The 17,106-nt window shown below is 70.3% G+C and carries 17 protein-coding genes; 10 read left to right on the top strand and 7 right to left on the bottom strand.

Going from position 1 to position 17,106, the window contains the following annotated elements; translation table 11 throughout:
• Positions 1-128: 128 nt before the first annotated feature.
• From tsaB to tsaD, 3 genes are read left to right on the top strand one after another with little or no spacing between them, the layout of a single operon-like run.
• Positions 129-812, top strand: a complete 684-nt coding sequence (gene tsaB / locus OHA77_RS15430) for a tRNA (adenosine(37)-N6)-threonylcarbamoyltransferase complex dimerization subunit type 1 TsaB (protein WP_326819926.1) — start codon at positions 129-131, stop codon at positions 810-812.
• Positions 809-1,261 carry a ribosomal protein S18-alanine N-acetyltransferase gene (gene rimI, locus OHA77_RS15425; protein WP_326819927.1) on the top strand — a complete coding sequence of 151 codons (453 nt, stop codon included), beginning with the start codon at positions 809-811 and terminating at the stop codon, positions 1,259-1,261. The genes tsaB and rimI overlap by 4 nt, the downstream gene beginning before the upstream one ends.
• Complete coding sequence (gene tsaD, locus OHA77_RS15420; protein WP_406318791.1) at positions 1,254-2,285, top strand: tRNA (adenosine(37)-N6)-threonylcarbamoyltransferase complex transferase subunit TsaD; 1,032 nt, start codon at positions 1,254-1,256, stop codon at positions 2,283-2,285. Before rimI ends, tsaD begins: the two co-directional genes overlap by 8 nt.
• A 142-nt stretch (positions 2,286-2,427) precedes the next feature.
• Here tsaD and OHA77_RS15415 read toward each other — a convergent pair whose 3' ends face one another.
• The 4 genes from OHA77_RS15415 to OHA77_RS15400 all read right to left on the bottom strand — a co-directional run bounded on the left by OHA77_RS15415 (position 2,428) and on the right by OHA77_RS15400 (position 7,090).
• The gene (locus OHA77_RS15415; RefSeq protein WP_406318790.1) at positions 2,428-3,636 is read right to left on the bottom strand and encodes an alpha/beta hydrolase family protein; all 1,209 of its coding nucleotides are present in this window, start codon (positions 3,634-3,636) and stop codon (positions 2,428-2,430) included.
• A 127-nt stretch (positions 3,637-3,763) separates the two neighbouring features.
• Complete coding sequence (locus OHA77_RS15410) at positions 3,764-5,074, bottom strand: hypothetical protein (RefSeq protein WP_406318789.1); 1,311 nt, start codon at positions 5,072-5,074, stop codon at positions 3,764-3,766.
• A 191-nt stretch (positions 5,075-5,265) separates the two neighbouring features.
• Entirely contained in the window at positions 5,266-6,432 is a 1,167-nt protein-coding gene (locus tag OHA77_RS15405; RefSeq protein ID WP_406318788.1) for a THUMP-like domain-containing protein, read from the bottom strand.
• A gap of 19 nt (positions 6,433-6,451) precedes the next feature.
• Positions 6,452-7,090, bottom strand: coding sequence for a Uma2 family endonuclease (locus OHA77_RS15400; RefSeq protein ID WP_406318787.1), 639 nt, complete (start codon positions 7,088-7,090; stop codon positions 6,452-6,454).
• Positions 7,091-7,405: 315 nt separating this feature from the next.
• Here OHA77_RS15400 and groES point away from each other — a divergent pair, with 315 nt between their 5' ends.
• The 4 genes from groES (at position 7,406) to OHA77_RS15380 (ending at position 10,636) form a co-directional block, all read left to right on the top strand.
• Positions 7,406-7,717, top strand: coding sequence for a co-chaperone GroES (groES, locus tag OHA77_RS15395; protein ID WP_012887898.1), 312 nt, complete (start codon positions 7,406-7,408; stop codon positions 7,715-7,717).
• 89 nt (positions 7,718-7,806) lie between these two features.
• Complete coding sequence (groL, locus tag OHA77_RS15390; protein WP_406318786.1) at positions 7,807-9,429, top strand: chaperonin GroEL; 1,623 nt, start codon at positions 7,807-7,809, stop codon at positions 9,427-9,429.
• 372 nt (positions 9,430-9,801) lie between these two features.
• The gene (locus OHA77_RS15385) at positions 9,802-10,341 is read left to right on the top strand and encodes a sigma-70 family RNA polymerase sigma factor (RefSeq protein ID WP_326826987.1); all 540 of its coding nucleotides are present in this window, start codon (positions 9,802-9,804) and stop codon (positions 10,339-10,341) included.
• Positions 10,342-10,432: 91 nt separating this feature from the next.
• On the top strand, positions 10,433-10,636 hold the full coding sequence (locus tag OHA77_RS15380; RefSeq protein WP_406318785.1) for a hypothetical protein: 204 nt from the start codon (positions 10,433-10,435) through the stop codon (positions 10,634-10,636).
• On the opposite strand, the gene OHA77_RS15375 is transcribed toward OHA77_RS15380, so the two are convergent.
• Positions 10,597-10,974, bottom strand: a complete 378-nt coding sequence (locus OHA77_RS15375) for a DUF5319 family protein (protein ID WP_326819935.1) — start codon at positions 10,972-10,974, stop codon at positions 10,597-10,599. The two genes, OHA77_RS15380 and OHA77_RS15375, sit on opposite strands and share 40 nt — an antisense overlap.
• Positions 10,975-11,143: 169 nt before the next feature.
• On the opposite strand from OHA77_RS15375, the gene guaB reads away from it, so the two are divergent.
• The 3 genes from guaB to OHA77_RS15360 all read left to right on the top strand — a co-directional run bounded on the left by guaB (position 11,144) and on the right by OHA77_RS15360 (position 14,960).
• Positions 11,144-12,625, top strand: coding sequence for an IMP dehydrogenase (gene guaB, locus OHA77_RS15370; protein ID WP_406318784.1), 1,482 nt, complete (start codon positions 11,144-11,146; stop codon positions 12,623-12,625).
• Between the two features lie 137 nt (positions 12,626-12,762).
• The gene (locus tag OHA77_RS15365) at positions 12,763-13,881 is read left to right on the top strand and encodes a GuaB3 family IMP dehydrogenase-related protein (RefSeq protein ID WP_326819937.1); all 1,119 of its coding nucleotides are present in this window, start codon (positions 12,763-12,765) and stop codon (positions 13,879-13,881) included.
• A gap of 143 nt (positions 13,882-14,024) precedes the next feature.
• Entirely contained in the window at positions 14,025-14,960 is a 936-nt protein-coding gene (locus OHA77_RS15360) for a hypothetical protein (protein ID WP_406318783.1), read from the top strand.
• A 3-nt stretch (positions 14,961-14,963) separates the two neighbouring features.
• On the opposite strand, the gene nagA is transcribed toward OHA77_RS15360, so the two are convergent.
• Complete coding sequence (gene nagA / locus OHA77_RS15355; RefSeq protein WP_406318782.1) at positions 14,964-16,100, bottom strand: N-acetylglucosamine-6-phosphate deacetylase; 1,137 nt, start codon at positions 16,098-16,100, stop codon at positions 14,964-14,966.
• A gap of 138 nt (positions 16,101-16,238) precedes the next feature.
• Complete coding sequence (locus tag OHA77_RS15350) at positions 16,239-17,105, bottom strand: ABC transporter ATP-binding protein (protein WP_406318781.1); 867 nt, start codon at positions 17,103-17,105, stop codon at positions 16,239-16,241.
• Between the last annotated feature and the right edge of the window lies 1 nt (position 17,106).

Genomic DNA, 17,106 nt, shown 5'->3' with positions numbered 1-17,106 from the left:
TTGCCAGGCAGGGAACCGGGCGGGACCATGCGGCCGCCCCCCCTTGCCGGGCAGGGAACCGGGCGGGACCATGCGTCCGGGCCCGTGGAGTGGGCCCGGCGTCACCCGACCGACTAGGCTAGCTGTCCGTGCTGGTCCTGGCTTTTGATACCGCGACCCCCGCCGTCACCGCAGCCCTGCACGACGGTGAGCGGGTCCTCTCCGAGTCGACGACCGTTGACGCGCGTCGCCACGGTGAGCTGCTCGTGCCCACGATCGAGACGGTCCTGCGGGAGGCGGGGGCCTCGCTCGGTGACGTCACCACCGTCGTCGCGGGCTCCGGCCCGGGTCCCTACACCGGCCTGCGGGTCGGCCTGATGACCGCCCAGGCCCTCGCGACATCGCTGGGCGTCCCGGCCTACGCCGTGTGCACGCTCGACGCCGTCGCCTACGGCAGCGGGCTGGCCGAGCCGTTCCTGGTGGCCACCGACGCGCGGCGCAAGGAGGTGTTCTGGGGCCACTACGAGGACATGAGGGTCCGGCTGTCGGGCCCCTCCGTCGACAGACCGCAGGATCTGCCCGGGGAGCTTCCGCTCGTCGGGGCGGGCGCGCGGATGTACGCCGCGGTCGTCGGGGCCTCCCGCCTGGTGGACGCGCCGGAGTACCCCCTCGCGGGGGCGCTGGCCGCGCTGGCCGCCGAGCAGCTCGGCGGGCCGGACGTCCGGGAGGTCGTGGAGAGCGGCACGCACCCGGTGCTGAGCCTGCCCCGCCCGATCTACCTGCGCCGTCCCGACGCCAAGGTGCCTTCGGCGCCGAAGAAGGTCTCCACATGACAGCGGTGCTGCGCCGGATGACGGCCGACGACCTGGCCGCCGTGATGAAGATCGAACGGGAGACCTTCCCGCACGACGCGTGGAGCGAGGGCATGCTCCGCGGCGAGCTCGACGACCAGCCCAGGACCCGGCACTACGTGGTGGCCCTGGTGGACGAGGAGATCGTCGGCTACGCCGGGCTTTTCGTCGCGGGGGACCAGGCGGACGTGCAGACCATCGCCGTCCTGGCCGGCCGGCGGCGGGCCGGGATCGGCGCGGCCCTGCTGACCGAGCTGCTGGCCGAGGCCGTACGGCGGAGCGCAAGCTCGGTCTTCCTGGAGGTGCGCGCCGACAACCCGGACGCGCAGGCGATGTACGACCGGTTCGGATTCGAGCGGATCGGCCTGCGCCGCCGCTACTACGAGGACGGCACCGACGCGATCACGATGAAGAAGGATCTCAATGCGTGACGAACCCCTGGTCCTGGGCATCGAGACCTCCTGTGACGAGACCGGAGTGGGCATCGTCCGGGGGCACACCCTGCTGGCCAACACGATCGCCTCCAGTGTCGAGGAGCACGCCCGGTTCGGCGGTGTGGTGCCCGAGGTCGCCTCCCGGGCGCACCTGGAGGCGATGACACCGACCATCGAACGGGCACTGGAGCAGGCCGGCCTGCGCTTCACCGACATCGACGCGATCGCGGTGACCGCCGGCCCGGGCCTCGCCGGTGCGCTGCTCGTCGGCGTGGCCGCCGCCAAGGCCTACTCACTCGGCCTGGGGGTGCCGCTGTACGGTGTGAACCACCTGGCCGCCCATGTGGCCGTGGACCAGCTCGAACACGGCGCGCTGCCCAAGCCGTGCATCGCCCTGCTCGTCTCGGGCGGCCATTCCTCCCTGCTGCTGGTGCCCGACGTCGCCAGGGAGGTCGTCCCGCTGGGGTCCACGGTCGACGACGCCGCCGGTGAGGCGTTCGACAAGGTGGCCCGGGTGCTCGGGCTGCCCTTCCCCGGCGGCCCCTACATCGACCGGGCGGCCCAGGACGGTTCCGGCACGGCCATCGCGTTCCCGCGCGGCAAATACGACGACGGGACGCTCGACTTCTCCTTCTCGGGGCTGAAGACCGCGGTGGCCCGCTGGGTGGAGGCCCGCGAGAGGACCGGCGAGCCGGTCCACGTGCCCGACGTGGCGGCGTCGTTCCAGGAGGCGGTGGTCGACGTGCTGACCCGCAAGGCCCTGCGGGCCTGTCGCGAGCACGGCGTCCAGGACCTGCTCATCGGTGGTGGCGTGGCCGCCAACTCCCGGCTGCGGGCCCTGGCCCAGGAGCGTTGCGACGCGGCCGGCGTACGGCTCCGCGTCCCCCGCCCGGGACTGTGCACCGACAACGGGGCCATGGTGGCCGCGCTCGGTTCCGACCTGGTGGCGGCCGGTGTCACCCCGTCCCTGCTGGACATCCCCGCCGACTCCTCGCTCCCGATCACCACGGTCCACGTCTGATCGGCCGCGTTACGCGGGGCACAGGGGGAGGGCCGGACAGCTCGGTCCAGCCGCGCCGATCGTCTCCGCGACCGCCAGGGCGATGTTCACGACCACCGGCACCGGCGCACGGAACCGGCGGCCGGGGTCCGCAACGCGGTTCCTAGGGGTTGCGGAAGGTGACTTCGGGGTTGGCGGTGGACGGGCCGTCCAGCAGTCGCTGGTGCCTGCCACGTAGGTGCTGGTCGAAGAAGGCGCCCACGTACGCCGTGGTGATCTCGCCCGCCCGCTTTCCGGAGAGTGGCGCGGAGGGGTCGGTCATCCCGGCCTGCCCGCCCAGGATGGGCAGGTCGATGAAGGTGAAGTGGCCGGAATCGGCCACTGTCAGCCAGCGCTTCCAGCCGTCCAGGCGTCGCCAGTCCCGCGGCCAGCTCGTGTCGGCGGAGCCGGGCGAGTGCTGGGCCTCGCTGCCGAGCATGAGGAACGGCCGTTTGCCGAGGCCGGCGTCCGGAACCGGCGCGAAGAAAGTGCCGTCCATGTTCGCCCCGGCGCGTACGCGGCGGTCCGCGGCCATGACGCTCGCCGCGGCATTGCCGCCGAGCGAGTGGCCGGCGGCGCCGATCCGCTGCGGGTCGATCATCTTCCAGCGCTTCCAGGCCGGTGCATGGCCGGCGGTGCGGGTCAGCTGGTCGACGACGAAGGAGATGTCGGCTGCCCGGCCGGCGGCGGCCTTGCCCAGCAGCTTCTTCTCCGCCGCATCGGAGGGGGCCTTCTCCACCGTCTCGCATGCGACGCAGGTCAGGGTACGGCCGCCTGGGAAAGTGGTGCCGAACGACTCGTAGGCGTGATCCACGAGTGCGACGACATAGCCCTTCGAGGCGAGCTCCTCGGCGAGCGTGGTCAGGGTGGCGCGGTTGAGCGAGAAGCCCGGAGAGAGCACTACCAGGGGGTGCTCGCCACCGGCGGGGCGGGCGCCGACGCGTGCGTTCGTGCGCGTGCCGGCGAGCAGTTCGGCCATGAAGAGGGTGTCGAGCTTCTGCCCCTTGAGCAGGAGCCGGGCCTCGTCCGTGGTCATGTACGGAGCGGCGCTCCCGCCGGTGCGGGCCGGGTAGTACATCGAGACCATCAGTTCACGCGCGCCCGCTGCCGGCACCCATGGGTCGCGGCGCCTGCCGTCGACGAGATGCAGGATGTCGCGCCCGACCTTGTACCGACCGGTGGGATGAGGGATCGTGAGGCGGGCGTCGGAACCGTCCGCATCGGAACCGTCCGCAGCGGCGGCCGGGAATGACATCGAGGCGGCTGTCGCGACCGACAGGGGCAGAGCCAGGGCGAGGAGGGCGGCGGCGGTGTTGCGGCGAGTTCTGATCACGGACAGGATCGTAGGAAAGGTCGCACTGTGCCGGACATTGCCGAAAGACCGGCTTGTGGGCTTACTTTGGTAAGGGTGGCAGGGTGCTCCAGGCCGGAACGGGCCGCCGGCGCCGGGCCGTACGGGCTCAGTCCTTGTCGCCCCGGGCGGGGCGGAGAAGGGCTTCGGCGAGGGTCAGCATGGTCTCCTCAAGCGCGCTCAGGCTGCGGCTGAGCTCGGCGCGGGCGGGCTCCATCGTCTCGCTGAGAGCCTCGGTCAGCTGCTCGCGGTCGGGCTGGGCGCGGAGCATGCCGGCCAGGTGGGCGAGGGCGGCCTGAGCATGGGTGACGCGCTCGTCCAGGGAGTCGAAGCGCCTGGCGTGGTCCCCCGCCTGGTCGCCGATGATCTCGCGGATGTTCAGGATGGCGGGTAGCCGGCCGACGCGCTGGTCGACGGCCTCCACCCGGTCGTCGAGGTCCTCCAGCCGCAGCCCGAGCTTCTCCGTGTGACCGTCCAGCATGGACAGCCGGGAGTCGACGGCGTCGACCCGGCCGGCGATGCGGCCCTCGACGTCGTAGAGCCGCTCGTCGAGCGTGTCGAAACGGTCGTCGTGGCGGTCCGTGATCTCCCTCAGACGGGGGCCCACTCCGCTCATCCGCTCGTCCAGGGCGGCGAGGTGGCCGTCGATCCCGCTCAGCCTGCCGTCCAGTCCGTCGATGCGGACCTCGACGCCGTCGGCCCTGCCGTCGGTCCGGGACACGAGCAGGCTGACCCTGCCGTTGACCTGCTCGACGGCGGCGAGCAGGCGGTCGGTCGCGTCGCCGACGGTCTTCCGCACGGTCGTCGAGAGGTCGAGCATCCCGGACTCAAGGCGCTCGGCGCGCTGGGTGAGGTCGGCCAGGGTCCGGTCCAGCCGGGTGAACCGGGTGGCCGCGGCCTCCATGCCGGCCTGTATCCGGCCGAGGCGCTCGGCCAGCTCTCCCAGGCCGTCGCCGACGTCACGGGTGCCGTCGGAGATCGACTGGAGGCGGACGAGGACCTCGTCCACGTTCTCGCCGACGGCGCCGACATCGGCCCACAGGCTCGGCAGCTCGCCGAGGGGCGTCACCCGGTCGTGAACGGAGCCGACGCGCTCTCCCATGGCGTCCACCCGGTCCCGGACCGCCTCGACATGCTGGGCGAGCCCCTCGGCCCAGGTCGGCGGATGGACGGTGCCGTCGTCCAGCCGGCCGTGGCCGGACTCCGGCGAGCCGCCCAGCCCGCCGGGCTCACGCTCCCTGACCTCGCGCAGCAACCACTCCATGCCCTCCAGTCGCTGGCGGATCTCGTTCAGCGCGGTGTCCTGGGTGTCCTGCCCGGACACCTGGTCCCGGGTGGCGCGGGCGAGAAGCTCGCGCATCCGGTCGGAGATGGCGGCCTGGCTGCCTGTCTGGAGCGGGGTGGGGGCGGAGTGATCCACCGAGAACTCCTTCACTCGCCGACGGTCGGCCGCCTGGTGGGATTGGTCCGGCCTGCTGAAGAACACGGTTGAACCGCATGCGGGGGAAGAACTCCCGCGCGACGACCCTAGCCTTTGGGCCGCGGTTTTCCGCGCGGACTTTAAAAGATCATGATTGCCACCATATTGTCTGGAATAATCATTTTGCCAGGTCAGGAAGGGGTGCAGATGAGGGCGAAAGGCCTTTCGATAATCCTGGTGAGAATGACCACGGCCGATTTGTCACCGGAAAGTCGCAGGTCTTTCCGGAGGCGGTCGACGTCGACCGCCGACCCGCGCTTTTTGATCGTCGCGTTGCCGACCCCGCGCTCGCGGAGCGCCGCCCGCAGTCGTTTCAGCGAGAACGGCAGCACCTCGTGGACCTCGTACCGGGACGCCCACGGAGTCCGCGACGCGACGTCCCCGGTGATGTAGGCGATGTGCGGGTCGAGCAGGTGGCCGCCGACCATCGCGGCGATCTCCCCGACGAGGTGGGCCCGGATCGCCGCGCCGTCCGGCTCGTACACGTAACGGCCGACGGGGCCGTGTCCGGCCGGTCCGAGCACGGGATCGGGGACCAGCGTCGCGCCGGTGGGCAGGATCGTCGCCCGGCGTTCCGCCTCTCCCGCCAGCCCTCCGCACCAGATCACCGCTTCCTTGACGTCACCCTTGTAGGAGACCCATTCGGTCTCGGTGCCGGCGGGGAGGAACGCGTAGGGGATGCCCGGGGCGACCTTCAGGCAGGCGGCCTCCGCCTTCGCCACCATCCCCAGGACGTCGGGCCACGGCGGGGAGTAGGCCATCGGATCGAAGGTCCTGCCCCGCGCGGTACGGCGGGCGGGGTCGGCGAACAGCACGTCGAAGGCGGCCGGATCCAGCGTGGCGGCGTCGGCCGCCCGGACCGAGACCCGCTCCCCGAAACCGAGGGCGTCGGCGTTGGCCTGGGCGATCGCGGCGGTGAGCGGGTCGGCGTCCACGGCCTCGACCTCGCAGCCGGCCCTGGCCAGTGCGAGGAGGTCGCCGCCGATGCCGCAGCACACGTCGGCGACCCGGGAGCCCGGCGCGATGCGGCGGGCCCGGTGGTCGGCGACCTCGCGGCGGGTGGCCTGCTCCAGGCCGCCGGAGGTGAAGTACATCACGTCGGCGTCGGCGCCGAACTTCTCCCCGGCGCGCCGCCGGAGCGTGGCCTGGGTGAGCGCGGCCGAGGTCAGGTCGGCGTCGTAGGTCTTCCTGAGCCGCGTCACCGCCGCCACCGGATCGTCGCCGGCGAGCCCGGCCGCCACGCCCAGGGCCTCCTGGCCGCGCGGCGTCAGCAGTTCCCGGAATGCGTCAAGGTCCACGTCGCCCGACGTTACCGCCTCAGCTCAGCAGGTCGGCGAGATCTATCTCGATGGGGAACGGCACCTCCACGGAGAGCCGCCCGTGATGGATGCCGGTGGGGACGTATGTATGAGTGGCGGGATCGAGTTCGTAGACATAAACGACTGGTTTGCCGGCTTCATCCTCGATGCGCCAGAAATGGGTAATCCCGGCTCCGGCGTAGCGGAGGGGTTTGACCTCGCGGTCCCGCAGTTTGGACTCGGGTGAGACCACTTCCACGACCAGGCAGACCTCCACCGGGGCGTACGAGGTGCGATCGTGATCATGGTTCAGGGCGGCGTCGATCAGAAGCACATCGGGGCAGGGGCGCTGCCTGACACCAAGGGTGATGTCCATCTGCGTGGCCACCGCGAGGTTTTCGGGCGCTTGAGCCTCGAACGCGCTCGCGAGCCTGCGGATCACGACATCATGGAAACGTTTCTGGGGGGACATGAAGATGAGGGCTCCATCGACGAGTTCGACGTGCTTGAAGAAGTCCAGCTCGCCGTTGGGGCCCTCCTGGGGGAGGTTGTCGAGGTCGTCGGCCGTCCATCCCCCGTCCGGGGGGTAGGGCCAGTTGGCGAGCGGATCGCCCGCCTCGCGCAGCGTGCCCGTCTCCTCGCTCATCGTGCTGGTCACGTCGCCCACCGTAGCGCCATCATCATTACTTTGCGTGGCCATTCGCCCACATCCCGTCAGAGCTCGCCCGCGTCCTTCCGTATATTCCCCCAATCGCGGGGGCGGCGACCCCCGGAAAGGAGAGGGGGCGATGTTCGCCGGAAGCACACACGGGCGGTTCGTGTTGACTGTCAAGCCCTCCTTGCATACTGTTCCGTATTGGCACTCTCCCCGTGAGAGTGCCAAATCATATGCGACGAGGCAGGTCTGACACCCGCGACGGCAGACCGCTGGTCGCCTCTTCTAGATCATTCAAATCTGAAGGGGAGGTCCGACGTGACGACCGCCACCAAGGTTCCCGTTAAGCCGCTCGGCGACCGCATTGTGGTCCAGCCGCTTGAGGCCGAGCAGACCACCGCTTCCGGCCTTGTTATCCCGGACACCGCCAAGGAGAAGCCGCAGGAGGGCAAGGTCCTCGCGGTGGGCCCCGGCAACTGGGACGAGGACGGCGACAAGCGGATTCCGCTCGACGTCAAGGAGGGCGACATCGTCCTCTACAGCAAGTACGGCGGCACCGAGGTGAAGTACGGCGGCGAGGAGTACCTGGTGCTCTCCGCCCGCGACGTGCTCGCCATCATCGAGAAGTAGTTCACGCTTCATAAAGATGACGTATCGAGCCCCGGGCCGCGTGAGCGCCCGGGGCTTTGATGCGCCGACGTACTTCAGAGAGGATTGACATGCCGAAGATCCTGTCGTTCGAGGAGGACGCGCGCCGCGCTCTTGAGCGTGGTGTGAACGCCCTTGCGGACGCCGTCAAGGTGACTCTCGGCCCGCGGGGCCGCAACGTCGTCATCGACAAGAAGTTCGGTGCGCCGACCATCACCAACGACGGTGTCACCATCGCCCGCGAGGTCGAGTTGGAGGCGCCGTACGAGAACCTCGGTGCCCAGCTCGCCAAGGAAGTCGCCACCAAGACCAACGACGTCGCCGGTGACGGCACCACCACCGCGACCGTCCTCGCCCAGGCGATGGTCCGCGAGGGTCTGCGCAACGTCGCCGCGGGGGCCCAGCCCCTGTCGCTCAAGCGGGGCATCGACCTCGCGGCCCGGGCCGTCAGCGACAAGCTGATCGAGTCCGCCCGCCCGGTCGAGGACAAGAAGGAGATCGCGAACGTAGCGACGATCTCCGCGCAGGACGCCAAGATCGGCGAGCTGATCGCCGAGGCGTTCGACAAGGTGGGCAAGGACGGTGTCATCACCGTCGAAGAGTCCAACACCATGGGTCTGGACCTGGAGTTCACCGAGGGCCTCCAGTTCGACAAGGGCTACCTGTCGCCCTACATGGTCACCGACCAGGAGCGGATGGAAGCGGTCCTGGAGGACCCCTACATCCTGATCACCCAGGGCAAGATCGCCTCTGTGGCGGACTTCCTGCCGCTGCTGGAGAAGATCGCGCAGACCAAGAAGGCGCTGCTCGTCATCGCCGAGGACGTCGAGGGTGAGGCCCTGGCCGTCCTGGTCACGAACAAGATCCGTGGCACCTTCACCTCCGTCGCCGTCAAGGCGCCGGGCTTCGGTGACCGCCGCAAGGCCATGCTGCAGGACATCGCGATCCTCACCGGTGGCCAGGTGGTCAGCGAGGAGGTCGGTCTCAAGCTGGAGAACGTCGGCCTCGAGGTGCTCGGCACCGCCCGCCGCGTCGTGATCACCAAGGACGCCACCACCGTCGTGGACGGCGCCGGCGACGAGCAGGCGATCTCCGACCGGGTCAGGGAGATCAGGCACGCCATCGAGCAGTCCGACTCCGACTGGGACCGCGAGAAGCTTCAGGAGCGCCTCGCCAAGCTCGCCGGCGGTGTCTCCGTGCTGAAGGTCGGCGCGGCCACCGAGGTGGAGCTCAAGGAGAAGAAGCACCGCCTTGAGGACGCCATCTCCGCGACCCGTGCGGCGATCGAGGAGGGCATCGTCTCCGGCGGCGGCTCCGCGCTCATCCACGTGGCCAAGGTCCTGGACGACCTCGGTCTGTCCGGCGACGAGGCCACCGGTGTCGCCGTGGTCCGCAAGGCGCTCATCGAGCCGGCTCGCTGGATCGCCGAGAACGCCGGTCTCGAAGGCTACGTCGTGACGACCAAGGTCTCCGAGCTCCCTGTCGGTCAGGGGTTCAACGCCGCCACGGGTGAGTACGGCGACCTGATCGCCCAGGGGGTCATCGACCCGGTCAAGGTCACCCGCTCGGCCGTCCAGAACGCCGCCTCCATCGCCGGCATGCTGCTGACGACCGAGGCGCTCGTGGTGGACAAGCCCGAGGAGGAGGCCCCGGCCGCCGGCGGCCAGGGCCACGGTCACGGTCACGGTCACTGATCTCCATCGGATCCGGTACGGCTCGCGTCCCCTCGGGGCGCGAGCCGTTTCTGTTTTCCGGTAAACCGAAAGGGGCCCCAAAGCGTCACTACGCTTCGCCCTGAAGGCTAAACGTCTCTCTAACAAATAGCCGACATATTCGGCTATCCAGTAAAATATTAAGGCATACTAAGGCCGCTGCCGTCATCATTTGATTACACCCCGTTATCTCCGCCTCAATGTGACCAATCCGTAGCCGTTCGCTATGACGACAGGCCGGATCAGGGCGGGCATCATGCCTAAGTGACCGAGGGATGCGTCGCCGACGCCAAAAATGGGGTAAGGCTTGCGACGAGATCTGAAGGGACCGCCCATAGGGATGATCTCAAGGATCTGACAAGCCTCGCCGTTCAGGGAGATCGCACCGCGATCGAAAGCCTGATCGCGCAGTTAAGGCCAATGGTCGTCCGTTACTGCCGTGCTCGTCTCGGCCGGGTTTCCGGCCAGTATCACATCGCGGATGACGTGGCTCAGGAGGTGTGCATCGCGGTCCTGTCCGCTCTGCCCCGCTACCGTGACATGGGGCGCCCGTTCGCGTCCTTCGTCTTCGGGATCGCCTCCCACAAGGTGGCCGACGCGCTGCGCAGTTCCGTGCGCTCCGCCGTGCCCACCCAGGACCTCCCGGACGGGCCCGACGAGGGCCCGGGGCCGGAGGAGACGGTGGTCCGCTACATCGAGGCCGAGCACGCCCGCAGACTGCTCGAAAGGCTCCCGGACAACCAGCGCCAGTTGCTGATGCTCAGGGTGGTGTCGGGTCTTTCCGCAGAGGAGACGGGTAATGTACTGGGCATGTCAGCAGGTGCGGTCCGGGTCGCCCAGCATCGAGCGCTGGCCCGGCTGCGGGCGATGGCGGAGCTGGAGTCGATAGCTTGACCGCGGAGCAGCCAGGCCGGTCCGGGCGGTGCGGGCGCGCGGGGCGGAGCCGGGCCCATGGAGCCGGTCACGGCCCCCGACGAGTGCTGCCATGACGACGGTCCACCCACGACGTCCGGCCCGGAGATACGGGCCGGAGGAGGATCCCGCGGTCGCCGAGACCGACGCCGTCCTGGAGGCGCTCTCCCGCAGGGAAGCCGTCTCCACGTCCGACGTCGCCGTCGGGCTGCTGGCCGCCCTGATCGAGGACGTCGATCAGCGGTGTTCCTCGGTGTCGATCACACCGTCCACATAGCCCCGGGCGTAGTCCCAGGTGACATAGTCCGCGGCCTTGGGCCGGCAGGCGGGTTCGTGCACCTGCGGACGGCCCTTCTCGATCATCTGACGGAGATTGCCGCGCAGCAGCTCCCAGTCGAAGTAGTGCTGTTCGCCGCACTCCGGGCAGTCGAGGACCAGGCCGAGCACTCCCTGGGGCTCCAGCATCGAACGGAAGACCTCGACGTCGGCCAGGTCGGTCATGGCCTCGTCGCGTTCGGCCGAGGTCAGCGGCTCGGGGTCGTCGGGCTCTCCCAGCGCCGCCGCCGGGTCGTCGGGGTCGTCCGCGAACGGGTCGCGAGGGACGTCGTCGAGCACTATCCCACCTTATGGCCTTGATGCGGCCAACAGGCCCCGAACTAGGCCAGTTACCCATGACCTGGCTTTTTCCCCCGGTGTCCGCCAGGTTTGGAGCCAGACTCTAAACTACGACCAGGGGGCCGGCGCCTTTCCCCGTAATGAGAGCGCCGCGGCAGGAGGGTTGCAGATGGCCAAGTTCACCGAACCGGGGTTCACATTCGACGATGTGCTCCTGGTGCCCGCGTATTCCGATCTGCAGCCAGGTGAGGCTGACACCGGAACGCGGCTGTCGCGGGGGATCACCCTGCAGATCCCGCTGGTCTCGGCGGCGATGGACACGGTCACCGAGGCGCGGATGGCGGTGGCGATGGCCCGTCAGGGCGGCATCGGCATCCTGCACCGCAACCTCTCCGTCGAGGACCAGGCCCAGCAGGCCGACCTCGTCAAGCGTTCCGAGGCGGGGATGGTCACCAACCCGGTCACCTGCTCTCCGGACGACACCCTCGCGGACGTCGAGCGCCTCTGCGCCACCTACCGGATCTCCGGTGTCCCGGTGACCGACCCGCGCGGTGTGCTCGTCGGCATCGTCACCAACCGCGACATGCGCTTCGAGAACGACCAGCGCCGTCCCGTGCGCGAGGTCATGACGCCGATGCCGCTCGTCACCGCCCCGGTGGGGGTCTCCAGGGACGGCGCGTTCGAGCTGCTCAGGAAGAACAAGATCGAGAAGCTTCCGCTGGTCGACGCCGACGGGCGGCTCCGCGGGCTCATCACCGTCAAGGACTTCACCAAGAGCGAGCAGTACCCACTCGCCACCAAGGACGCCGATGGCCGGCTGGTCGTGGGGGCGGCCATCGGCGTCGGAGGTGACGCCGAGCAGCGGGCGATGGCCCTGGTCGAGGCCGGGGTCGACGTGATCATCGTGGACGTCGCCCACGGGCACTCCAAGGGCCTCGCCGACATGATCTCCAAGCTCAAGGCGAACAGCCGGGTCGAGGTGATCGGTGGCAACATCGCCACGCGCGCGGGTGCCCAGATGCTGATCGACGCCGGCGCCGACGCGGTCAAGGTCGGCGTGGGGCCGGGCTCCATCTGCACCACCCGCGTGGTCGCCGGTGTCGGCGCCCCCCAGGTGACGGCCATCCATGAGGCCTCCCTGGCCGCCGGCCCCGCCGGGGTTCCGGTGATCGGCGACGGTGGCCTCCAATACTCCGGCGACATCGTCAAGGCCATCGCCGCCGGAGCGGACACGGTGATGCTGGGCTCGCTCCTGGCGGGCTGCGAGGAGTCGCCGGGTGAGCTGATCTTCATCAACGGCAAGCAGTTCAAGTCCTACCGGGGAATGGGATCGCTCGGCGCGGTCCGCAACCGCGAGCGCGGCGGCGCCTCCTTCAGCAAGGACCGCTACGCCCAGGCCGACGTGTCCGGCGAGGACAAGTTCATCCCGGAGGGCATCGAGGGCCAGGTGCCCTACCGGGGGCCGATCGCCGCGGTCGCCCACCAGCTCGTCGGCGGCCTGCGCCAGGGCATGTGGTACTCCGGGTGCCGCACGATCCCGGAGATGCACACCAAGTGCGAGCTCATGCCGATCACGGCGGCCGGTCTCAAGGAGAGCCACCCGCACGACATCCAGATGACGGTCGAGGCTCCGAACTACCACCGTCGTTAGGGCCTGTCGCGGATGCCGAGAAACGGACGACAAGGGCTCCGCGCCAGGTTCCGCGAGCAGGTGGGTCACAACGGCACGGTACGGCTCGCGCCCGACTGGCGTGAGCCGTACACGCATGGAATGGGAAAGACAGGCATATGACTCAGGTGGAGATCGGGCGCGGCAAGAACGGCCGTCGTGCCTACGCGCTCGACGAGATCGGCATCGTCCCCTCCCGTCGCACCCGCGACCCGGAGGAGGTCTCGATCGCCTGGCAGATCGACGCCTACCGGTTCGATCTGCCCGTCGTGGTGAGCCCGATGGACAGTGTGGTCTCGCCGAAGACCGCGATCGAGGTCGGCCGGCTCGGCGGTCTCGCCGTGCTCGACCTCGAAGGGCTGTGGACCCGCTACGAGGACCCGACGCCCCTGCTGGCGGAGGTGGCCGAGCTCAAGGGCGAGGCGGCCACGAAGCGGCTCCAGGAGATCTACGACGCGCCGATCAGAGACGAGCTGATCGGCCGGCGCATCGAGGAGATCCGCGCGGCCGGAGTGACCACGGCCGTCCGGCTGTCCCCGCAGCGCACGGTCCAGCACCACAAGGCCGTCATCGACGCGGGCGTGGACATCTTCGTGATCCGCGGCACCACGGTCTCCGCCGAGCACGTGTCCAGCCGGGCCGAGCCGCTGAACCTCAAGCAGTTCATCTACGAACTCGACGTCCCGGTGATCGTCGGTGGCTGCGCCACCTACACCGCGGCGCTGCACCTGATGCGGACCGGCGCGGCCGGCGTGCTCGTCGGCTTCGGCGGCGGCGCCTCGCACACCACCCGCACGGTGCTGGGCGTGGTGGTGCCGATGGCGACCGCCATCTCCGACGTGGCCGCGGCCCGCCGTGACTACATGGACGAGTCCGGCGGCCGCTACGTCCACGTCATCGCCGACGGCGGCATGGGCACCTCCGGCGACATCGCCAAGGCGATCGCCTGCGGCGCCGACGCGGTCATGGTCGGCTCGCCGCTGGCCAGGGCCGTCGAGGCCCCCGGCCACGGTTTCCACTGGGGCTCTGAGGCGCAGCACCCCGAGCTTCCCCGGGGCCGGAGGGTCGAGTTCGGCACGGTCGGCACGCTGGAGCAGATCCTGCACGGCCCGTCCTCGGTCGCCGACGGCTCGATGAACCTGATGGGCGCGCTCAAGCGCACGATGGCCACCGCCGGATACTCCGACCTGAAGGAGTTCCAGCGGGTCGAGGTCGTCGTCGCGCCGCACACCAGCTGACGCCTGCCGAAATTCCGCGCGAACGCCCGGCCCGGTGGGCCGGGCGTTCGCCGTTGCGGCGGTATCTCCCGTGATCACGACGGCCGCTGACGATAAGGGTTGGCGAAAGTGACGTATGGGGGAAAATCTGTGAACATGCCCATGTGCCGGATGATCCCGAACTCCGGGTCGCTCTCAAGGAGGGCCCTTTCCACGTCGCGCTCCGCGCGGCGGTGGAGGCACGCGGCCTGACTCTGGACCGGCTCCGCCGGCGCCTGGAGGAGCGTGGCCTGCGGGTCGGGATGACGAGCCTGAGCTACTGGCAGCAGGGCCTGCGCCGGCCCGAGCGACCTGAGTCGCTGCGTGCCGTACGCGCGCTGGAGGAGATCCTCATCCTGCCGCCCCGCTCGCTGATGGGCCTGCTCGGCCCGCCGCGGCCCCGGGGCCGCGGGCAGGGCGCCGGTCCGCAGCCGGCTGCGGCGCCCTACGCCTCGATCCTGGGCTCCGCGAGCGCCCTGTCGACGCTGCTGCACGATCTGGACGGGGTGGCCGACGACCGGCGGCTGCACATCGCCGCGATGTACGAGTCGCTCCGGATCGGGGCGGACCGCAGCACCGTCCGGCGCGAGACGCTCCAGGTGGTGCAGGCGCACGAGGACGCCGCCGACCGCTACATCATGGTCTACCGGGGCGACATCGGATGCGATGTGGAGCGCGTACGGATCCGGGCGCTGGAGGACTGCCGGGTCGGCCGGGTCCGCCGCGACGGGCCGACCGCCCTGGTGGTGGCCGAGCTGCTGTTCGACAGGACGCTTCGGACCGGGGACACCCAGGTGATCCGCTACGAGCTCGCCGATCCGAGCGGGGTGGAGACCACCGAGTACGAGCGGGGCTTCCGCTTCCCGGCGGGCCAGTACATGCTCCGGGTGAGCTTCGACCCCGGCGCCCTGCCCGCCAGCGTCCGCCGTTTCGCCCGCCACGACTCCGCCGCGGGTGAGCACGACCAGGCCGTGCTCACCCTCAACGCCCACCACGCGGTCCACCTGGTGACGGGATCGCTCCAGCCCGGCCTGATCGGCATCCGCTGGACGTGGTCGTGAAGGTCAGGAGGGCTCGACGATCCAGCTCCCGCGCTTCATGACCCCGCGGACTTCCAGGGCGTCGTCGAGGACCACCAGGTCGGCCTGCTTGCCGACGGAGACGGAGCCGAGGAGGCCGGCGAGACCGATGACCCGGGCGGGGGTGAGCGAGGCGACCTCGGCAGCCTCGGGCAGCGACAGGCCGACCTCCTGGACGCTGCGCCGGAAGGCGACGTCCATGGTGAGGGTGCTGCCCGCGATGGAGCCGCCCTCGGCCAGCCGGGCGACACCGCCGGTGACGTTCACCTTCATCGGGCCGAGCCCGTAGACGCCGTCGCCCATGCCGGCCGCCGCCATCGCGTCGGTGATCAGCGCGGTCCGGCTGGGGCCCGCGACATCGTAGGCCAGGCGCATCATCGCCGGGTGCAGGTGCACGCCGTCGTTGATCAGCTCGATCGTGACGCGGTCGTCCTCCAGCAGCGCGGCGATCGGGCCGGGGTCGCGGTGGTGCAGCGGCGGCATCGCGTTGTAGAGATGGGTCGCGACGCTGCCGCCGGCGTCGATGCCCGCGAGCGTCTGCTCGTAGGTGGCGTCACTGTGCCCGAGCGCGGCGATCACGTCGTTGGCGACCGCCTCCCCGATGGTGTCCAGCGCCCCGGGCAGTTCGGCGGCGATGGTGAGCATCCGCACATGGCCGCGCCCGGCCTTGAGCAGGTCGGCGAACTCCCGGGGCGAGGGGTCACGCAGCAGCGCCGGGTCGTGCGCGCCGCAACGGGCCCGGGAGATGTAGGGGCCCTCGAAGTGGATCCCGGCCAGCAGGCCGTCCTGACACAGGTCGGCGAGGGCGGCGGTCGCCCTGGCCAGGTCGTCCAGCGTCGCGGTGACCAGACTGGCCATGAGCGTGGTGGTGCCGTGCCGGGCGTGCAGGGCGGCGATCCGGACCGCCTCGTCCGGATCGCCGGTGGGGAAGGAGCCGCCCGCTCCGCCGTGGTTGTGGATGTCGACGAACCCCGGTACGACGTATCGACCCGCGAGGTCGTGTCCCTGACCGGGGGCGGAGCCCTGACCCACGTGGGTGATGCGGCCGTCTTCGATGGTGAGCCAGCCTCCGTGGACACCTTCGGGGGTCACGATGCGGGCGCCGGCGAGTGTGATGCTCATGGGACCATCCTCTCCGGTCTCCGGAGGGCCGGTCGACGGTGGTCGGGACCGCCCGAGGCCCGGGGCGCCTTCCCGGGCCTCAGGCGGACCTGTCTGCCCGCGCCGTTGCCGAGAGCCCGGGGCCGGAACCTTCGGCGGCTACCGGCCGATCCCCATGAGCGCGAGGTAGCCGTCCTCCAGGGTCGGCTCGGCGGGCCGGGCGGCGGGATCGGGGGCGGTGGGCGCGATGACCCGGTAACGCATCCCCGCCCCCTCCGGGAGGGCGGCCACCACCCGGCCCCACGAGGGGGCGGGGCCGGAGGTGGTCAGCGTCCACACCTGCCGGTCGGCCCGGGAGACCAGCTCCCCGACGTTCCCCTGGAACACCAGGCGCCCCTTGGTGAGCACCGCCAGCAACCGGCAGGTCTGCGCGATGTCCTCGACGATGTGCGTGCTGAGCAGGACCGTGCGGTCACCCGCGAGCTGGGAGAGCAGGGTGCGGAACCGGATCCGCTCCTCGGGATCCAGCCCGGTGGTCGGTTCGTCCACGACGAGCAGGCGCGGATCGGCGAGCAGCGCCTGCGCGATGCCGACCCGCCGCAGCATGCCGCCGGAGAATCCCTTGAGCCTGCGGTCGGCGTCCTGGCTGAGCGCCACCAGCTCCAGCAGTTCGCCGATCCGGCGTCGCCGGGAGGGGCGGGAGTCGAGCCCCTTGAGCAGGGCGATGTAGTCGAGGAACTGCCGCGCGGTCAGCTCGGGGTAGACCCCGAGGTCCTGCGGGAGATAGCCGAGTGTCCGCTGTACGGCGAGCCGCCCGTCGGCGGCGGTGATGTCGTGCCCGCCGACGCGGACCGTCCCCGAGGTGGGCCGCAGCAGCCCCGCCAGGATCCGCATGAGCGTGGTCTTGCCCGCCCCGTTGGAGCCGAGCAGGCCGTACATGCCGGTCGGCACGTCGAGGTCGAGCCCGTCGAGGGCCTGGACGCCGCCCTTGTAGGTCTTGGTCAGGCGGGAGATCTCGATGCGCATG

Source organism: Streptosporangium sp. NBC_01639 (assembly GCF_045209755.1).
Lineage (GTDB): Bacteria > Actinomycetota > Actinomycetes > Streptosporangiales > Streptosporangiaceae > Streptosporangium.
This window is presented reverse-complemented; position numbering and strand designations above follow the sequence as displayed.

Bases quoted from the DNA above. Each gene is read 5' to 3' on its own strand.
- rimI (WP_326819927.1), top strand. From the start codon at position 809: ATGACAGCGGTGCTGCGCCGGATGACGGCCGACGACCTGGCCGCCGTG.
- tsaD (WP_406318791.1), top strand. From the start codon at position 1,254: ATGCGTGACGAACCCCTGGTCCTGGGCATCGAGACCTCCTGTGACGAG.
- groL (WP_406318786.1), top strand. From the start codon at position 7,807: ATGCCGAAGATCCTGTCGTTCGAGGAGGACGCGCGCCGCGCTCTTGAG.
- OHA77_RS15380 (WP_406318785.1), top strand. From the start codon at position 10,433: ATGACGACGGTCCACCCACGACGTCCGGCCCGGAGATACGGGCCGGAG.
- guaB (WP_406318784.1), top strand. From the start codon at position 11,144: ATGGCCAAGTTCACCGAACCGGGGTTCACATTCGACGATGTGCTCCTG.
- OHA77_RS15365 (WP_326819937.1), top strand. From the start codon at position 12,763: ATGACTCAGGTGGAGATCGGGCGCGGCAAGAACGGCCGTCGTGCCTAC.
- nagA (WP_406318782.1), bottom strand. From the start codon at position 16,100: ATGAGCATCACACTCGCCGGCGCCCGCATCGTGACCCCCGAAGGTGTC.
- OHA77_RS15350 (WP_406318781.1), bottom strand. From the start codon at position 17,105: ATGCGCATCGAGATCTCCCGCCTGACCAAGACCTACAAGGGCGGCGTC.